16 protein-coding genes are annotated in these 14,775 nt (G+C 59.1%); 2 read left to right on the top strand and 14 right to left on the bottom strand.

Translation table 11 applies throughout. The features are described from left to right. Positions 1-429 precede the first annotated feature (429 nt). Positions 430-954: a tetratricopeptide repeat protein gene (locus AMC88_RS22100; RefSeq protein WP_064825939.1), complete on the top strand. Its 525-nt coding sequence runs from the start codon at positions 430-432 to the stop codon at positions 952-954. Positions 955-1,056: 102 nt separating this feature from the next. On the opposite strand, the gene AMC88_RS22105 is transcribed toward AMC88_RS22100, so the two are convergent. The 14 genes from AMC88_RS22105 to AMC88_RS22170 all read right to left on the bottom strand — a co-directional run bounded on the left by AMC88_RS22105 (position 1,057) and on the right by AMC88_RS22170 (position 13,956). Then, positions 1,057-1,626 carry a hypothetical protein gene (locus tag AMC88_RS22105; RefSeq protein ID WP_010023078.1) on the bottom strand — a complete coding sequence of 190 codons (570 nt, stop codon included), beginning with the start codon at positions 1,624-1,626 and terminating at the stop codon, positions 1,057-1,059. A 63-nt stretch (positions 1,627-1,689) separates the two neighbouring features. Beyond that, positions 1,690-2,994, bottom strand: coding sequence for an ATP-binding protein (locus tag AMC88_RS22110; RefSeq protein WP_064825940.1), 1,305 nt, complete (start codon positions 2,992-2,994; stop codon positions 1,690-1,692). A gap of 15 nt (positions 2,995-3,009) precedes the next feature. Continuing rightward, complete coding sequence (locus tag AMC88_RS22115; RefSeq protein WP_064823263.1) at positions 3,010-3,954, bottom strand: type II secretion system F family protein; 945 nt, start codon at positions 3,952-3,954, stop codon at positions 3,010-3,012. 7 nt (positions 3,955-3,961) lie between these two features. Continuing rightward, complete coding sequence (locus AMC88_RS22120) at positions 3,962-4,915, bottom strand: type II secretion system F family protein (protein ID WP_064823264.1); 954 nt, start codon at positions 4,913-4,915, stop codon at positions 3,962-3,964. Next, positions 4,912-6,363, bottom strand: a complete 1,452-nt coding sequence (locus AMC88_RS22125) for a CpaF family protein (protein ID WP_064825941.1) — start codon at positions 6,361-6,363, stop codon at positions 4,912-4,914. The genes AMC88_RS22120 and AMC88_RS22125 overlap by 4 nt, the downstream gene beginning before the upstream one ends. Before the next feature lie 16 nt (positions 6,364-6,379). After that, a complete protein-coding gene (locus tag AMC88_RS22130; RefSeq protein WP_064825942.1) occupies positions 6,380-6,952 on the bottom strand; it encodes a L,D-transpeptidase in 573 nt (190 codons plus the stop codon). Continuing rightward, entirely contained in the window at positions 6,949-8,091 is a 1,143-nt protein-coding gene (locus AMC88_RS22135) for a hypothetical protein (RefSeq protein ID WP_064825943.1), read from the bottom strand. Before AMC88_RS22135 ends, AMC88_RS22130 begins: the two co-directional genes overlap by 4 nt. A gap of 28 nt (positions 8,092-8,119) precedes the next feature. Beyond that, positions 8,120-8,743 (bottom strand): TadE/TadG family type IV pilus assembly protein, encoded by a 624-nt coding sequence (locus AMC88_RS22140; RefSeq protein ID WP_064823268.1) that lies wholly within the window; start codon positions 8,741-8,743, stop codon positions 8,120-8,122. After that, positions 8,737-9,216 (bottom strand): TadE/TadG family type IV pilus assembly protein, encoded by a 480-nt coding sequence (locus AMC88_RS22145; protein WP_064825944.1) that lies wholly within the window; start codon positions 9,214-9,216, stop codon positions 8,737-8,739. Before AMC88_RS22145 ends, AMC88_RS22140 begins: the two co-directional genes overlap by 7 nt. Beyond that, positions 9,213-10,817, bottom strand: coding sequence for a TadE/TadG family type IV pilus assembly protein (locus tag AMC88_RS22150; protein ID WP_064825945.1), 1,605 nt, complete (start codon positions 10,815-10,817; stop codon positions 9,213-9,215). Before AMC88_RS22150 ends, AMC88_RS22145 begins: the two co-directional genes overlap by 4 nt. A 92-nt stretch (positions 10,818-10,909) precedes the next feature. Beyond that, the gene (locus AMC88_RS22155) at positions 10,910-11,215 is read right to left on the bottom strand and encodes a hypothetical protein (protein WP_064819589.1); all 306 of its coding nucleotides are present in this window, start codon (positions 11,213-11,215) and stop codon (positions 10,910-10,912) included. After that, positions 11,199-12,689: a type II and III secretion system protein family protein gene (locus AMC88_RS22160; RefSeq protein WP_064825946.1), complete on the bottom strand. Its 1,491-nt coding sequence runs from the start codon at positions 12,687-12,689 to the stop codon at positions 11,199-11,201. The genes AMC88_RS22155 and AMC88_RS22160 overlap by 17 nt, the downstream gene beginning before the upstream one ends. Before the next feature lie 55 nt (positions 12,690-12,744). Further along, positions 12,745-13,662 (bottom strand): Flp pilus assembly protein CpaB, encoded by a 918-nt coding sequence (cpaB, locus tag AMC88_RS22165; protein ID WP_064819591.1) that lies wholly within the window; start codon positions 13,660-13,662, stop codon positions 12,745-12,747. A 99-nt stretch (positions 13,663-13,761) separates the two neighbouring features. Further along, positions 13,762-13,956, bottom strand: a complete 195-nt coding sequence (locus AMC88_RS22170; protein ID WP_064819592.1) for a Flp family type IVb pilin — start codon at positions 13,954-13,956, stop codon at positions 13,762-13,764. Positions 13,957-14,214: 258 nt separating this feature from the next. Between AMC88_RS22170 and AMC88_RS22175 the strand changes: the two genes are divergently transcribed. Next, on the top strand, positions 14,215-14,733 hold the full coding sequence (locus AMC88_RS22175) for a prepilin peptidase (protein WP_064825947.1): 519 nt from the start codon (positions 14,215-14,217) through the stop codon (positions 14,731-14,733). Positions 14,734-14,775: the final 42 nt, after the last annotated feature.

Genomic DNA, 14,775 nt, shown 5'->3' on the forward strand with positions numbered 1-14,775 from the left:
CTACCACGCCGATATTGCACGCTTGATGATTCTTAAATGGCAGCAGATGCAAGCCGCAAACACGGACATAAAAAGGAAGGTGCCAAGCGGTGAATAGGATAGCGGCAGGAAGGACCAGTCGCTGAAGTTGAGGCAGCGTAAAATCGAAAAGGCCGGCTTTCGCCACTGCCGCCCGACGCTCCATCCTTTGACCTGACGAGAAGGGTAGGCGACGTAGATTAATTTTACACTCTGAGAATCACCGGACACATGATACCAACTCTGAGTGGTCGGCGTTTATCATCTTGGCGCCTTCCGCGCGAAGACCGCACCTGTCGCTTTTTTGTGACTGTTTGCTAAAATTCTCGAGTTGTTAGCTTTTTTTTACGATGATCTCAGGTGAACGCATCCGGATCTTTGGTAAGAATGTCTGATGGGGGATCAAGTTGAATGTTGCAGATCAGAGCTCGGACTAAATGCATTGCGTTTTTGATAGCGGCTGGAGCAATTTTGGCTGGCTGCCAATCATCCGGCGTTGATGGTCTGGCGGCTTACGGCGACAGTGCAAAGACCCTCGAGGATGACTCGGCCGTCGCCTTCTATAAGAACGACGAGTTGATCACCAACGGCAAACTGCAGTTTCAGGAAAAGAACTACGGAAAATCCTACGCCATCTACAAACGTGCGGTTGACGTTTTTCCGGAGGATCCGGCCGCCTGGCTGGGCCTGGCAGCCTCGGCCGACATGGTCGCCCGCTTCGATACGTCCGATCGCGCCTACCAGCAACTCTCGCGAATGATCGGCAATACGCCGGTCTACTACAACAATATCGGATATTCTCACCTTTTGCGCGGTGACTTGCGCAAGGCCAGACAGTATTTCCTGAAGGCCTATGAGCTCGATCCCGGAAACGAAGTCACCGCCCGCAATCTCGAATTGATGAAGAACAGCGTGAATTACCCTCAGCGGGGATAGGCCCTTCAGCAATCGTCCGCGTCGAGATTGGCGCCCTTGACGCGTTGGGAGCATCGGGTAGCGCCCCCGCGATCGCTTCGGCGATTTCGCCGAAGGCGTTGTTTACCGTGCCTTTCGAAGTATGAGCTGGCCCTCCGGCGAGAGCGTTCTTTCGTAACGCGGCAGGTCACTGACAGCAATGCCCCCAGCTTCGATTGATGCAAGAGTGCTATCCGGAGTTTGAGTTCCCGCCGGCATGGCACGGGGTGCGAAAAATTGTGTCGGTTCCTTGCCGGGCGCGCTCAGGACCAAAGCTGAACCCATGCGTGCACCGCTTACGTCGCTACTCATCCGTTCATTCGTCGAAAGTATCGTCTTTTGCAGGCTTTCCATCTCCTGACGGATAATTGCGAGTTCGTCGGCCTTGGCATTGCTCGCGATTTTGTCCGACTGCTTTTCCATTTGCCCTTTCAGGCCATCGATGGACCTTTTAAGCGCGGCGATGGCCTCGCGGCTCTCGCGAACATCCGCTGAGTTTTTGGCAGTATAGATGAGAACGCCAGCATTCACGGGCAAGAGCATGAGGAGGAGACCGACGAGGACCGGGCTTTTTGAGGCTCTCGGTTCAACTACTCGCATATCGCTTGGTCTCGCGCCGCCGACCTCGCCGTCGATGCTCGGGATGCTGGTCATTCGTTTACTCCCCCGTAGGTCGTTAATGGATTCAGGACGCCGTGCTCGCCGCCAAGTCCGCAGTCATTCCGATGTGAATACACCTTCCCACGCCCGTTCGAGCATATCGAGCGACGCGATTCTCGCTATGCCGTTGAAATCACAGTACGAACCGACAAAATCCAAAAGATACTTCGGATGATAGCACGAGGCTAGCACATCGCCGTTGTACTTGCGATCATAGAACAGGTTCAGATCTGGATCACAGACGACCAATCCGGTGCCGCTGGCATAGGATCTGAAAATTCTGATATATTCGTCGCGCGATGGCGTGTTGACAAAGATCTTGTATTTGAGGCGCCGCAAGCCCGCTTCGTCGGAAAGGTCCTTCGGTGCGATATTCGTCGAAAACACGACCAGCTCGTCAAAGGGAACCCTGAACTTCTTGCCGGTATGCAGCGTCAGGAAGTCGTATCCGCGCTCGAGCGGCACGATCCAGCGATTGATGAGGGCCTGCGGCGCCACTTGCTGGCGCCCGAAGTCGTCGATGATGAAAACGCCGCCCGACGCCTTCAAGTGGATGGGCGCCTCATAGACATTTGGTCCCGCGTTGAAGGTGAGATCGAGCTGATCGAGGGTCAATTCCCCACCCGTCTTGATCACCGGGCGGTGGCATTCGATCCATCGTTGATCGGCTTTCGGATGGGAGTCCGTGTCAGCCTCAGATGCGGGATGATGGACCGCTTCGTCATAGAAACTGATGACATGGCCGCCGACCTCGATGGCATAGGGCACCCATATCGTTTGGCGAAACAGTTGAGACGTCCGTTCGGCGATGCTTGTCTTTCCGTTTCCGGGCGGTCCGTAGAGCAGGATAGAGCGACCGGAGTTCAGGGCCGGGCCGAGCTTTTCGACCAAGGCGTCTGCGAGAACCAGCCCGTCAAGGCTCTCGGTCAGCCGCTCCGGGGTGACGCGCTCGTCGTGGATGGACTGCAAACCTATTTGCCGGCAGAATGCGTCCAGCGACACTGGCGCCGGGCCGACATATTGGCATTGACGCGACGCCGCGTGGGCATATTCGAACCCCTTCAGTGACAGCGCATATCGAATATCGGATCGCACATCCTCACCAGCCAAGCCGCGAGCCTCGAGATAGGCGAGTTTGACGAGCTCCTTGATCAGGATGTTGACGATCACTTTCGGCAATTTCATCCGGTCGGCCAGATGAGAGGCCGTGATTGTATCCTGCTCGGCCGCACATTTTGCCGCCAGCCGAAGCAGGAATGAGGTGTCCAATCCGGCCTGTTCTAGACTCGCTGGTGCCATCGGCATACGCGGATCGAGGGAAATGATGACCTCGTTACGATTCTGTTCGAGCGAATACTGCATACGACCTCGCTTGGCTCAACCGCCGGGTTTCATGCCGATGAGAAGACTGACGACACGCATAACAACGGGTACAAGAACGATGAAGAGGCTTACCGGAAAAAGGAACGCGCCGAGCGGCAGCAGCATCTTGACCGGCAGGGCGTTTGCCTTTTCCTCCGCGCGCACAATGCGGAGATCGCGCATTTCCTTGCTATAGACCCGCAGCGTCTGCGTTACGCTGGTTCCGAGTTCCTCCGATTGGCGGAACAGAACGGAAAGGGCCCGGGCCTCGTCGATCCTCAGGCGGGTGGCAAGGTTAGCGAGCGCCTCACGCAATCGCCGGCCGCCCCGCACTTCCAGCATCATGATCGACAGATGCAGGCCGAAGTCCTGCTGCTTGTCGACGAATTCCCGGGCAACGCGGTTGGCGGCCGCCTCGATGCTCATCCCCGCATCGAGGCAGACGATCAGCATATCCATGAAATCGGGAAAGAGGCGGCGGTACTCCCTCTCCTTGGCGGCGCCACGCCGGTCGATATAGATGTTGACGAGAATAAAGGTCGCGCCCGCAGCAAACATGGCAACGACCAGGGTTGCCATCTGCGACATGTTCGGCGAGATCCGGTTCAGGGCCCAGACCGTCGCGACGAGCATGCTGATACAGACCAGCGCGCGAACCACCTGGAAGGTGGTCACAGCGCCGGCAGCGAAATAGCCCGCCCGAATCAGCCGGTTCTGGGTGGAGTTCAGGTTGGTGTCGCGTAGCGTAATCTCGAAATAACGACGGATCAGGCGGTTTTCCGCCTCGCCGAGATCGGCAATCGTCGTATCGCCAAGGTGGAACTCCTCGCCTGTAGCCGCCGAGCTCTTCGACACTCGAACCGAGACCTCGCGCTGGCGAAAAAACAATTCCGAGGCGGCTGCAGAAAAGATCAGCACTGCAAAAAAGACGATGAGGTAGATTCCATACTCACTCGACATGACCGCCTCAGTACTCGAAATTGACCATCTTGTAGAGAATGACATTCCCGACCGCCATGACGGCCAGCAAAGCGCATACCACGGTGGTTCCGTGGCCGCTGTCCCAGACGGGATCGAAGTAGGTCGGCGACAACGCCTTGATCATCGCGTAGAGCAGAAACGGATAGACCGACATGAAGATCGCCGTGATGCGTCCTTCCGAGGAAATCGCCCTGACCTTTGCCTTCAGCATCGACCGGTCTCGCAGCGTCTTCGAAAGGTTCTGCAGGATCTCCACCAGATTGCCCCCGGTTCCCGCTTGTACACTCAACGATATGGCAAGCAGGTTCAGATCCTCGACGCCGACCCGGTCCGCCAAGTTGACAAGGGCATCGTCCAGCGTCACGCCGTAGGTGAGTTCATCCGAGAGGAGGCCGAACTCGGTGCCGATCGGATCGGGCATCTCGCGTGCCACCAAAGCAATCGCCGCGGGCAGCGGATGCCCGGCGGCCAAGCTGCGATTGGCGACATCAAGCGCTTCAGGAAGCTTCAGTTCGAATGTCTTCATGCGGCGCGCCCGCGCGCGCCAGACGACGAGTGCGGGGACGAGGAGGCAGATCAGGAGAAAGACGGGTACTCTAAACAGATTGCTCGGTACGAGGAACTGAACGACCAGCCACGTCAGGAGTGCGCCCGCGATTGTAAAGAGAGCAAATCGCCTGGCATCGAACTTGATTCCCGACTGGGCGTAGAACTGCAGCAGCCGCTGCATCATGGGGATTTGCCGCCAACTGCCGGCAACGCCGCGCTCCTTGAGCATATCGCCATAGGTCTTGCGATGATCATCGCTGACCTCGAGCAATCGCAGCCGATGGTTCACGGCGCGGTGGCGTTCGGATGTCTTGAAGTAGCCGCGCATGATCGCTTCGACAGCAACAAGGGCTGCGGTGAAAATTGCGGCGTAAACGAGAGTCAGGGTCATTGAACAGGTCCCGTTTGCAGCGGTTTACCGGGATCAAAAATCGCCACGGGGATCTCGATCCCGAGTTCGGCAAATTCCTCGACGAACCGCGGCCGAATGCCGGTGGCGCGGAATTCGCCATGGATCCGTCCGCCTTCGTCGGTACCGAGTTTCTTGAATTTCATGATCTCCTGCATCTGCACGACCTCGCCCTCCATGCCGGTGATCTCGGAGATCGAGACGACTTTGCGGCTGCCGTCGCTCAGGCGCTGGACCTGCACGATGACGGTGATGGCGGACGAGATCTGCGAGCGAATGCTCAACTGCGACATCGGCATCCCGGCCATGCCGACCATCTGCTCAAGCCGGCCGACGGCGTCGCGGGGCGTGTTGGCGTGAATCGTCGTCATCGATCCCTCATGACCGGTATTCATCGCCTGCAACATATCGAACGCCTCGTCGCCGCGGACTTCGCCGACGATGATGCGGTCAGGGCGCATGCGCAGGGCGTTTTTCAAGAGCTCGCGTTGCCTGATTTCATTGCGTCCGTCGAGCGTCGGCGGCCGGGTTTCCAAACGCCCGACATGTGGCTGCTGCAGTTGAAGCTCGGCCGCATCTTCGATGGTGATCAGCCGTTCCTTCGGGGAAATCTGCGATGAGAGAGCGTTGAGCAGGGTGGTCTTGCCAGAACCGGTGCCGCCTGAAATCACCATGGACACCTTGCCCTTGACCGCGGCGCTGAGAAGGATGCGCATCGCATCGGCCATAGCGCCATAGTGCACGAGGCGCTCCAATGTCAGCGGTTTGCGGGTGAATTTGCGAATGGAAACGAGCGGTCCATCGACCGAGATCGGCCGGATGGCGACGTTGACACGTGAGCCATCCTTGAGGCGGGCATCAACCATCGGCGTCGACTCGTCGACGCGGCGGCCGACTGCCGAGACGATCTTGTTGATCACCCGAAGCAGATGGTCCTCGTCTTTGAACCGCACGGCGGTGCTCTCGAGCTTGCCGCTCCGCTCGACATAGACGCTGTTGTAGCCGTTGATGAGAATATCCGCGATCGTGTCGTCGGCCAGCAGCGGCTCGACCGGTCCGAGCCCCAGCATCTCGTCGGTGATATCACGGATCAGATCATTGATTTCCTTGGCGTTCAGCGGGAAGTTGTTACTCCGGATATAGTCCTTGACCAAGGGCCGGATTTCGGTGGCGATCTCCTCATTGTCGAGCGTGTCGAGGATCCCGAGGTTGATGCGATCGAGCAGGTAGCGGTGCAGATTGACCCGCTCGGAAACCATGTCCGCCCCGAGCGAAGCCTCGTCGCCACTCGCCGTGGCGCTGTCGGGGGTTGGCTCGACAGGCATGTTCTGAACAGTGCCGACCGGAGACACCTCGGTCGCCTCCAGATGTTCCCGGCTTTCAGGCTCCTGCCGCTGCTTGTAGAAACGCCCCATGATGCCGTTCGCCATGCTTCCCACCCCTGAACTAATTTACGATGACAGTGGAGCCGACTTTCACCTTCTCATAGAGATCGATGACGTCGGCATTGCTCATGCGAAAACAGCCCGATGACGCGAACCCCCCGACCGTCGACTGCTCGTTCGTTCCATGAATGCGGTAGAGCGTGTCGGTCCCGCCCTTGTAGAGATAGATCCCGCGAGCGCCCAATGGATTGAGCGGCCCGGCAGGGACGATGTCCGGAAGTCCCGCCGCGCGCGCCTTCATCTCGGCGGGCGGGCGCCAGTCAGGCCACTCAGCCTTGCGTCCAACCTTGACGGTGCCGCTCCAGCGAAAGCCGTCTCGTCCGACGCCGATCTTGTAGCGGATCGCGCGTCCCGGGGAGATGACGAGATCCAGCGTACGGTTCGCGGTGACGATGACGATTGTTCCGGGCGCGTAGTTCTTTTCGATCGCCACCATGGCGCTTGTCGTCGGCCCAAGGCTTCGTGGCACAAGCCCGGCCGCCGTGGCATCCCCGGCAGCCGCCAGAATTGCCAAAACCACAAGGCCGACATGGATGGCGCAGGACCTTATGCGCCCACTGTCGACCGCCTTCATCGCACCAGTGCTCCGAGTTTGCCGACCGCGGCGCAGAAGCGCGCCCGGGAATTTACTTGAAACGGCAGCACGCCGCGGTTGGCCGCTTCGCTCACGGTATCCCAGTCATCCGCAATGACATGCGTTGGAATATCCTTGAATATCTTCTCCGTTTGCTGCCGGCGCACGCCGAGGCCGAAAAGCTTGGCGCGGTATTTGTTGATGACGATGAATATCTGATCCGAACTGCCTCGCAGCCGTACCAGATTGGCGAACAAATCCTTGGCTTGAGAAAGCGCGGGAACCGTCATTTCGGTGACAATGCAGATGCTGTTGACCGAAGTGAGCACATCGTATTTCCACGGCGTGTCATAATAGGGAATGTCGATGATCGTGTGGTCGCTCTCGAAGGCGGCGACGTCGAGCATACGCAGCACGAGTTCACCGCCCTTCGGCGCCAGAAGGACGGATGGTTGCTTGAAGGACAGCAGCGAAAAGCCCCCCGAATGACGCTTTTTGACCAGATCGATGAATTCCAGATCGACCCGGGAAGGATTGGCGATGACCGGTTTCAAGTCGTAGTCGTTGACGAGGTTGAGATAATAGCCGAGCGTCCCGGCGCAGAAATCCGTGTCGAACAGGTCAACCCGCGGCTTGGAATTCTTGGTCGGCTGGGCCAGCACATGCGCGAGCGATGAGGCGATCATGCTGGCGCCGGCGCCACCGACGGCTGAGACCACGGCATGCACGCGGCTGTCGCTGGCCCCCGTGCCTGGCGCATGGGTCGAAATCATGTCGATCAGTGCGCGGCGCTCGAGCGGCTTCTTCAGCCAGTCATTGCCGTTCAGCCGGAAGAGCAGCCGCAGCATGTCGTCCGGCAGATCTTCGGAAACGACGACGAGGGGGATATCCCGGTAGCTGGTGCGAAACGCGAAGAGCTCCGGACGCTGCAGCAATTCGCCCCTGTCGACGTCGAGAACGATCAGGTCGAACTGCGTCGGATCGAACTTGCCCTTTTCCCCGAGCGCCTTCAGTGCCAGATGGCGGACATCGTAACGCGAAAGCGACCCGAACGTATCGAGCATGAAGCTCGCTGCAGCCGCGTCGTCGGAGAGAACCAGTATCTTGGTGGATGCGGCAATGTTCATGTGAGCTGTCATTTCGCTTTCCTACGCGTGATAAAAGGAGTCAGCAGGTTGAGCAGGTCTTCAGATCTTCCGTCGTGATCGTCACCGGATGGGCCGGGATGGTGACGTCGTTCAGTCCCAGCAGTCCGCCGAGGATCGGCAGATCGAAGGTGATGTCGCGCACCTCCAGCCGCATCGTCAGCACAGGCCCGTCCGGCCGGCCCCAATAGCCGAGCCCCGATCGCTGGTAGGTGACCATCAGCTTATCCGGCGTGATACGCCAATTGAGGTCGCAAATGCCGGGGTGGGGATCGGTTCCCACGTTGCAAACGCCGTCGCTTCCCAGGACGATCCGGTTCAATGCCGCCGTGCAGTTGGCAAGAGCCGGTCCGCAGGTCGAGGATATTGTTGCATCGTTCGGCGCCGCTTTTCCGTTATTGAGCGGATCGGCAGCGTCGATCGGGAAAACGGCATTGAAATTGGTCGTCAACGGATCAGATACGGCCGCCAGACGGGCACCATATTGCAGTGCCTTGACCGTCTGATTCCACTGCGACATGGCATAGCCGAACTCGATGAAGGCGGCGAATACCAGCATGACGATCGGAAAGGTCAGCAGGGCTTCGACAAGGCTGACACCGCTGCTATCCTGCCAGAATGTCTTGATTGCCCTAGAGGTCACCATCCGATGTATCTCTCTTCATGGGAGGAACTGATGGTGATGGCGTCGATTCCCAGAAAGCCGAACACCGGCGAGCTCTTGTAGAGATGAGCTGTGGAAATGGTGATGTTGCCATCCGCATCGGGCGCCGTGATGGTGATGTCGGAAGGGTCCTTCCAGTCGGGGACGCGGGGTTCAGCGCCTGCCGGGGGTGTTTGCGTTCCGTAAAAGGCAATCGTCTTCGCAGTCGCCTGATTGCATGTCGGCACATAGGTTCCGGACGCCGGTCGGCAGCGCGAGAGGTAACGCCCGGCATCGCGCAAGCCTGCGTCGATCTGCATGCGCTGCCAGAAGATGCTGCCAAACTCCAGTATTCCCGCCGCAAAGAGCGTCACAAAGGGGATCGCGAGCAGCGCTTCGGCCAGCACTGCGCCTTCCTCCCGCCGCCAGAAACCGAGGCAAAGCCGATGCAAAATAAAATTGCGGAGCGCCATCATCTGACCAACTCCGATTCTTCCCGCAGGAATTCGTCCAGCGTACCGCGACCACCCTTGCCTGTTATGTCGATCATCTCCAGGGAAAGGTATCGTTCGCCGGCATCCTTTATCGCCGGTTTGGTCAGGAACATGCGGGCGAAGGCCACGGCGCGCGTCGCCTTGTGACCGTTTAGATGGCCGACCGAGGCTTCGTAGCCGCAATTGACGATGGCCGAGAAGATCTCGCGGCGGTCACCAAATTCGGCCGCCGTATAGTTCGAAAGGTCCGGGCCGGTATAGCACTGGCCACCCGTTGCCGGTGTTCCGGTCTCACCATTCGCCGAGGCATGGCTGATGAGAGACGGGGTTGCTAGCTCGTAACGATAAACATCGTAAGCGGAGGGTTGGCTCGGTGTTCCGGTCGCCTGCGGGGGATAACTGGAGTAGTTGCTGAGGACCGTGCTCACCGAGGGCACTGCCGTTCCCTGCGCGACGTTCCAATAGGTCGTGTAGTTCCAATTGTTGCCGCTGCTGATCTTGCCGCCGGCAAGCGAGGTCATGGTCGCTCCGTAGCCAAGCGGCAAAGCCTTGGTCGCATCGCCGACAACGGACCCGACCATGACTGGATTATAGGCGTCGCAGCCCTTCTTTCCCTTGCCGCTGATCGACTGAGCGGAGCGCACGTTTTGGGCAGGTCGGTAACGATAATCTCCGTTCGCCTTGTTGAACGATGAGGAGTAATAACCGAAGCGCGTGTTCACGCCGTCCTCGACCGGTCCGGCCTTTGCGCCGGTCTCCGTATCGAGGTTGTCCTGTGTATAGCAGGTACCGGGATTGCCGGTGGCAAGAGCCTCCGCCAGCACGGATGCACCGTTGCCCAACGGCGTCCGCAGGAAGCCGAAATTGCCGGGACCGGGATTGGACGCCGCGGTGCTGTGAAGCTCGATCTGTCGTCCGTAGAGATTGCCGGCCGCAAAATTGGTGTGCAAGGCCGTCGCTGCAGTTTCGCTGGCGCTTTCGCTGGTGTTCCCCACCGGCTCGAACGGATTGCAGATAAAGATCGGCGTCACGTCGCAGGCGCTGGCGTGGTAGACCGCGACCGCGTCGGCAGCGATGTTGATCGTATCGCGGGTGAAGCCAACCGGGATCGGAAAGATCGTCTGCATCGCCTGCGGCTTGGCGATGACCCAGGCATAGGAAGCTTCGCTGGCCACTGTCGTCTCCATCGAAGACGGGATGGGCGTATCGTCGTTGGCCGGGATGTTCTTCAGAAAAAGCACTGTGACCGTGCTGCCGGCATCGTTGCCGGCGTCATAGGCCACTGATATATACGATCCGAGCGACATGCCGGTCCCGCCGCCGGAAAAAGCCGCGCTGTTGGCGATTTTCTCGATCGCCGTCTGCGCCCTGGTAATGGCATCGTCACGGCCATCGAGTTCGCGGGCTCCGGCGAGCGCCATTGCATCGACGGCGTTCTGGAGATCGGAATGCAGGTTGCTGCTGCGGCCGACATCGATGACCAGCAGCGAAAAGCCGAGAAGCATGGGCATGGCGATGAGCGTCAAGGCGATGACATAGCCGCGATGATCGTTCCAGAACCGTCTGACAACCCTGCTCAGCATTGGCACACCCCCCATCGCGGCGCTATCGCCGCGACGACCCCTGTTTTGTGCATTCCCCTCCGGCGCACTGACGCCGGTCATGCCTTCGCCAGCTACTGGCTGACGGTCGCCCCGTTGGACGCCCCATTCGCCCCCATGGCTGGTGACGGCTGAATGACGCTCACCCCGCCGTTCTGGTACTGCGTGACCACCCTGCGGATCACCTTGCCGTCGCTTGCGATCTGGGTTCGCTGCGCTTCTGGCGGGAAGGGGTCCTGAATATGGATGGCCTTGTTTGCTTCTACTGCGTTCCCAACCCCGAAGGTGATCGAGTCGCGATTGTTCATGTAGTCGGCGCAGCCGGAAGCGAGGCCGGCGGCGGCAGCGACGAGAAGGACCCGCTTAGCGTTTTGTAACAACGACTTTGCCTCCCTGATTCAGGTCGAGACGATGGCCATAGGGGCCTGTCACACCTACGCCATTGCGAAACCGTCGAAGCATGTCCTTGTCGACTTCCATCACGCCGAGCGCAAAAAGCTCGACGTCGTTGGACGAACGCGTCTGATCGAGTGGACTATAGAGATCCTCACCAGGTCGAGCCGGTCGCACAATGTGCGGGGTGACGACGATAACGAGGTCGGATTCTTTCTTCTGGAAACTCGTCGAGCGGAACAGTGCGCCGAGGACCGGTATCTGCCCGAGGCCCGGCATCTGCTGGATGTCCTTGGCATTGACCGACTGCAGCAGGCCGGCCAAGGCAAAGCTCTGACCGTCGCGCAGCGCGACCGTGGTGCTGGCAGCGCGCGAAATGAATCCCGGATTGCCGTTGACGTTGATCGATGGATCGAGCTCGGAAACCTCAGGCTCGATCTCCAGATTGATGACACCGTCGTCAAGCACCACCGGCTTGAAGGTCAGCCGCACACCGAAGGGGCGATAGTCCGTCTCGGTGGCGACCGTCGTGCCGTTGTTCGTCGTCTTCAGGATCGGCACTTCACCGCCGGCATGGAAGCTGGCGGTCGAGCCGCTCATGGCGATGAGGTTCGGCTGCGCCAGGCGACGCACCAATCCCTTCTGCTCGAGCGCGTTGATGACCACGTCGATGTGGCCGCCCGAAATTTCCAGCACCTTGGCGATCAATTGGCCGAATGGCAGCATACCTGTTGCCGCACCCTTGGGGTCAACCAGGGTCCGGACCAGGTTGCCACTATCGTCCACGGCGATACCCTGGCTGGTCGTCGCCTTGCCGATGCGGTTGTTGTTGCCGTATCCGGACCACCCGATCCCGAGGTCACGACCCGTCTGGCGCGAGGCTTCGATGATACGAACCTCCAGCATCACCTGCTGGCTGTCACTGACGCGCAATTGGTTCAGCACCGGCTGCTCGGAATAGGACTGGGCGATTTCCAGCACCCGCTGCAATTCGATGCTGTCCCGGACCACGCCTACCAGGCGAATGCGATCGTTGGAATTGAACACCCTGACCCGGGCCGTAGGCGCCGCAGAGCGAATGGCGGCGGAGACTTCGCTGAAATCGCTGGCAACGCGGATGTCGATGACGCCGAGAAGCGACTTGTCGTCGCCATAGACCGAGATATTGGTGGCGCCGGTCTTCTTGCCGCGGACGAACAGCGACTTGTCGGAAAGCGGCACCACGTCGATCATATCGGCGCTGCCGATGACCAGATCGCCGAAGGGCTGTCCGGTATTGAGCGTCAGCGTCTCGTTTGGAGGCAACGTCACATGCTGGACCGACTTGCCGAGCGTGACGGACTTTTCCTGTGCGCTGGCGCAGCCTGCAAATCCAGGCCCTAAAATCACACAGGCTGAAAAAGTCGCCGCCAGTGCCGCAAGGCTTGTCGTCCTTGCGCTTCTTCTCTTGCCATTCGCCATGCCTGCTTTAGCCCCCTCGTTCGGCTAGCCGCATCTGCGGCACGCCGCCTAAATATCACTGGACCAGGCCGACTCGGTGCTCCTCGCGCTTCGTCGTGTTCCAGACACCCACTGTCACCCACTTTGGCTCGACCGGCAACACCGGTTCGACTTTTTGTTCCACAATCTGCACTTGTTTTTCAGGTTCTGGCAACTTATTCTTTTCCAAGTCATTGCTTAATTCCGTCGCCATCGCCCCGCCACCAAGGTCGGCGACGGTGATCGGTCGGGTTTGCTCGACAGAGGAAGAGGCAACATTGCGAAGTGCCAGCGACAGCGTGCCGATACTGGAGCCGAGGGTAAGGCGCTGCGCCTCATCGGTCGTGACCTCGAAGGTCACGGTTTTGACGACGGATGGCTCGTCCTTGCGTTCGTCTGCCGTCTGGTCCACCGCCAGCACCTTGACGCCTTGGAGAAGCACGTCGACGAAAGTCTGATCATTGCCTGCTGGCCCGCGTACCACCCGCGTCAGAAGTACGTCGACGCGATCGGAGGGCCTGACGAAGCCGGCAACCCCGAGCACGTCGTTGACGCGGATGGAGACCGCCTTCATGCCCTGGTCGAGCGCCGCCGACAGCGTGGCGCGTTCGCCGGTACCGGTAATTTTCGAGGATAGCACCGGCTCGCCAGGGTCGATCGCCGCCATGGCATAACGCGGCTGGGCATCGTTGCCGACGACCGCCTCGATGCTGACGAACGAGCCTGCGGGTGTTTCATTGGAGGGCCACGGAATGGCTTTCAAATTTTCGGAGCGGATCCGGTCGCCGAAGCGCATTGGCTTGGCGGCGACGACGAGCGTCCGTTCCTCCGGCTTCATGCCGTTCATCGCCAGCAGCCGGGCCTTTTGATCGGAGAGATACTCGCGCATGCCGAAAACTGCTGCTGCGGCGAGTACAAACGCAATGAGGAGACTGAGAATCGTTGAAGAACGCATCGCGGTTACTCGCTACACTGGACGAAGTGCATCCATTCGTTGCTTCTAATTTAGAAGAGAGGGGTTAACAAAACCCCCTCTCTTCTTCGTAGGCCAATATCAGGCCGGGACGGCGAGCGTGGCGGTGAACCAACCTGCCCATGCATTCCAAACGGTGGCCAGATTGGTGCCGGCCAGTGTTACCGCCCCGATCACGCCGCCAACCAGCAGGGCAAGCAGAATAAGGTATTCCGTGAGTGCGACCCCATCTTCTTCCCGCGCGAAAGCGCGTACGCTGTTTACAAATGCTTTCATCGAGAATTTCCTCCGGATAAGTTGTGGGCCGTAAATCCCCTCGGCCACCTTGTCGTCGAGACCGCCTCTTCGACTGGGAATATTAATAGTCTGTTAATTCTAATTTAGTCAATTGTTTTATACCAGATTGAATTGAGATTTATACTTATGGTTAAGACTAAAGCCCGATGATCGGCGGTAAAAAACGGCGTATTCGCCAAAGTTGAGTGGAAATCGAAGTTACCTGATAGACAATCATAGCCCAAAAGGTTGATTCCTATGTCGCAAATGGCCGCTTTTATTAGCTCACTATCAGTATTACTTTTTCTCTACGCCGCCTGGACCGATTTCCGTACATGGAAGATTCCCAACACGGTTGTGCTTGCGCTCGTGACACTTTATGCGCTGCGCGCGGTGGCCGTGATGCTTGGATCCGAGGATGTCGGAGCGGCACTTTTTGCGTCGAGCGGAATTGGCGGCGACGTCGGGGCCGGCCTGCTGATGTTCGTGCTTGGGGTGGTTCTGTGGGCGTTCCGGCTGTTTGGCGCAGGAGACGCCAAGCTTTTCCTGCCGATCGGCCTCTTTGTCGGATGGCATGGGATGCTGCCGTTTTCGTTTTTGCTCCTCGTTCTTGGAGTCGTGACGCTCCTGGTCCTGCGGCTGCCGGTCCCGCTGCGCGTCGCACATCTCGCCTTTTTCATGCGCATTGGGGAAATCCGGGCGAGCCGGAAGATACCTTACGGCGTCCTCATGGTCTTCGCCGCGCTCCTCACGTTGGCTCTGCCGATCATCCGATAGCAGTGCAGCTACGGTGACTTGGCATCAACACCCGCCGAGCCA

It is taken from the genome of Rhizobium phaseoli, assembly GCF_001664385.1.
Classification (GTDB): domain Bacteria; phylum Pseudomonadota; class Alphaproteobacteria; order Rhizobiales; family Rhizobiaceae; genus Rhizobium; species Rhizobium phaseoli.

Coding starts and splice junctions, on each gene's coding strand:
- AMC88_RS22100 (WP_064825939.1), top strand. CDS start 430: ATGTTGCAGATCAGAGCTCGGACTAAATGCATTGCGTTTTTGATAGCG.
- AMC88_RS22105 (WP_010023078.1), bottom strand. CDS start 1,626: ATGACCAGCATCCCGAGCATCGACGGCGAGGTCGGCGGCGCGAGACCA.
- AMC88_RS22110 (WP_064825940.1), bottom strand. CDS start 2,994: ATGCAGTATTCGCTCGAACAGAATCGTAACGAGGTCATCATTTCCCTC.
- AMC88_RS22115 (WP_064823263.1), bottom strand. CDS start 3,954: ATGTCGAGTGAGTATGGAATCTACCTCATCGTCTTTTTTGCAGTGCTG.
- AMC88_RS22120 (WP_064823264.1), bottom strand. CDS start 4,915: ATGACCCTGACTCTCGTTTACGCCGCAATTTTCACCGCAGCCCTTGTT.
- AMC88_RS22125 (WP_064825941.1), bottom strand. CDS start 6,363: ATGGCGAACGGCATCATGGGGCGTTTCTACAAGCAGCGGCAGGAGCCT.
- AMC88_RS22130 (WP_064825942.1), bottom strand. CDS start 6,952: ATGAAGGCGGTCGACAGTGGGCGCATAAGGTCCTGCGCCATCCATGTC.
- AMC88_RS22135 (WP_064825943.1), bottom strand. CDS start 8,091: ATGACAGCTCACATGAACATTGCCGCATCCACCAAGATACTGGTTCTC.
- AMC88_RS22140 (WP_064823268.1), bottom strand. CDS start 8,743: ATGGTGACCTCTAGGGCAATCAAGACATTCTGGCAGGATAGCAGCGGT.
- AMC88_RS22145 (WP_064825944.1), bottom strand. CDS start 9,216: ATGATGGCGCTCCGCAATTTTATTTTGCATCGGCTTTGCCTCGGTTTC.
- AMC88_RS22150 (WP_064825945.1), bottom strand. CDS start 10,817: ATGCTGAGCAGGGTTGTCAGACGGTTCTGGAACGATCATCGCGGCTAT.
- AMC88_RS22160 (WP_064825946.1), bottom strand. CDS start 12,689: ATGGCGAATGGCAAGAGAAGAAGCGCAAGGACGACAAGCCTTGCGGCA.
- cpaB (WP_064819591.1), bottom strand. CDS start 13,662: ATGCGTTCTTCAACGATTCTCAGTCTCCTCATTGCGTTTGTACTCGCC.
- AMC88_RS22170 (WP_064819592.1), bottom strand. CDS start 13,956: ATGAAAGCATTTGTAAACAGCGTACGCGCTTTCGCGCGGGAAGAAGAT.
- AMC88_RS22175 (WP_064825947.1), top strand. CDS start 14,215: ATGTCGCAAATGGCCGCTTTTATTAGCTCACTATCAGTATTACTTTTT.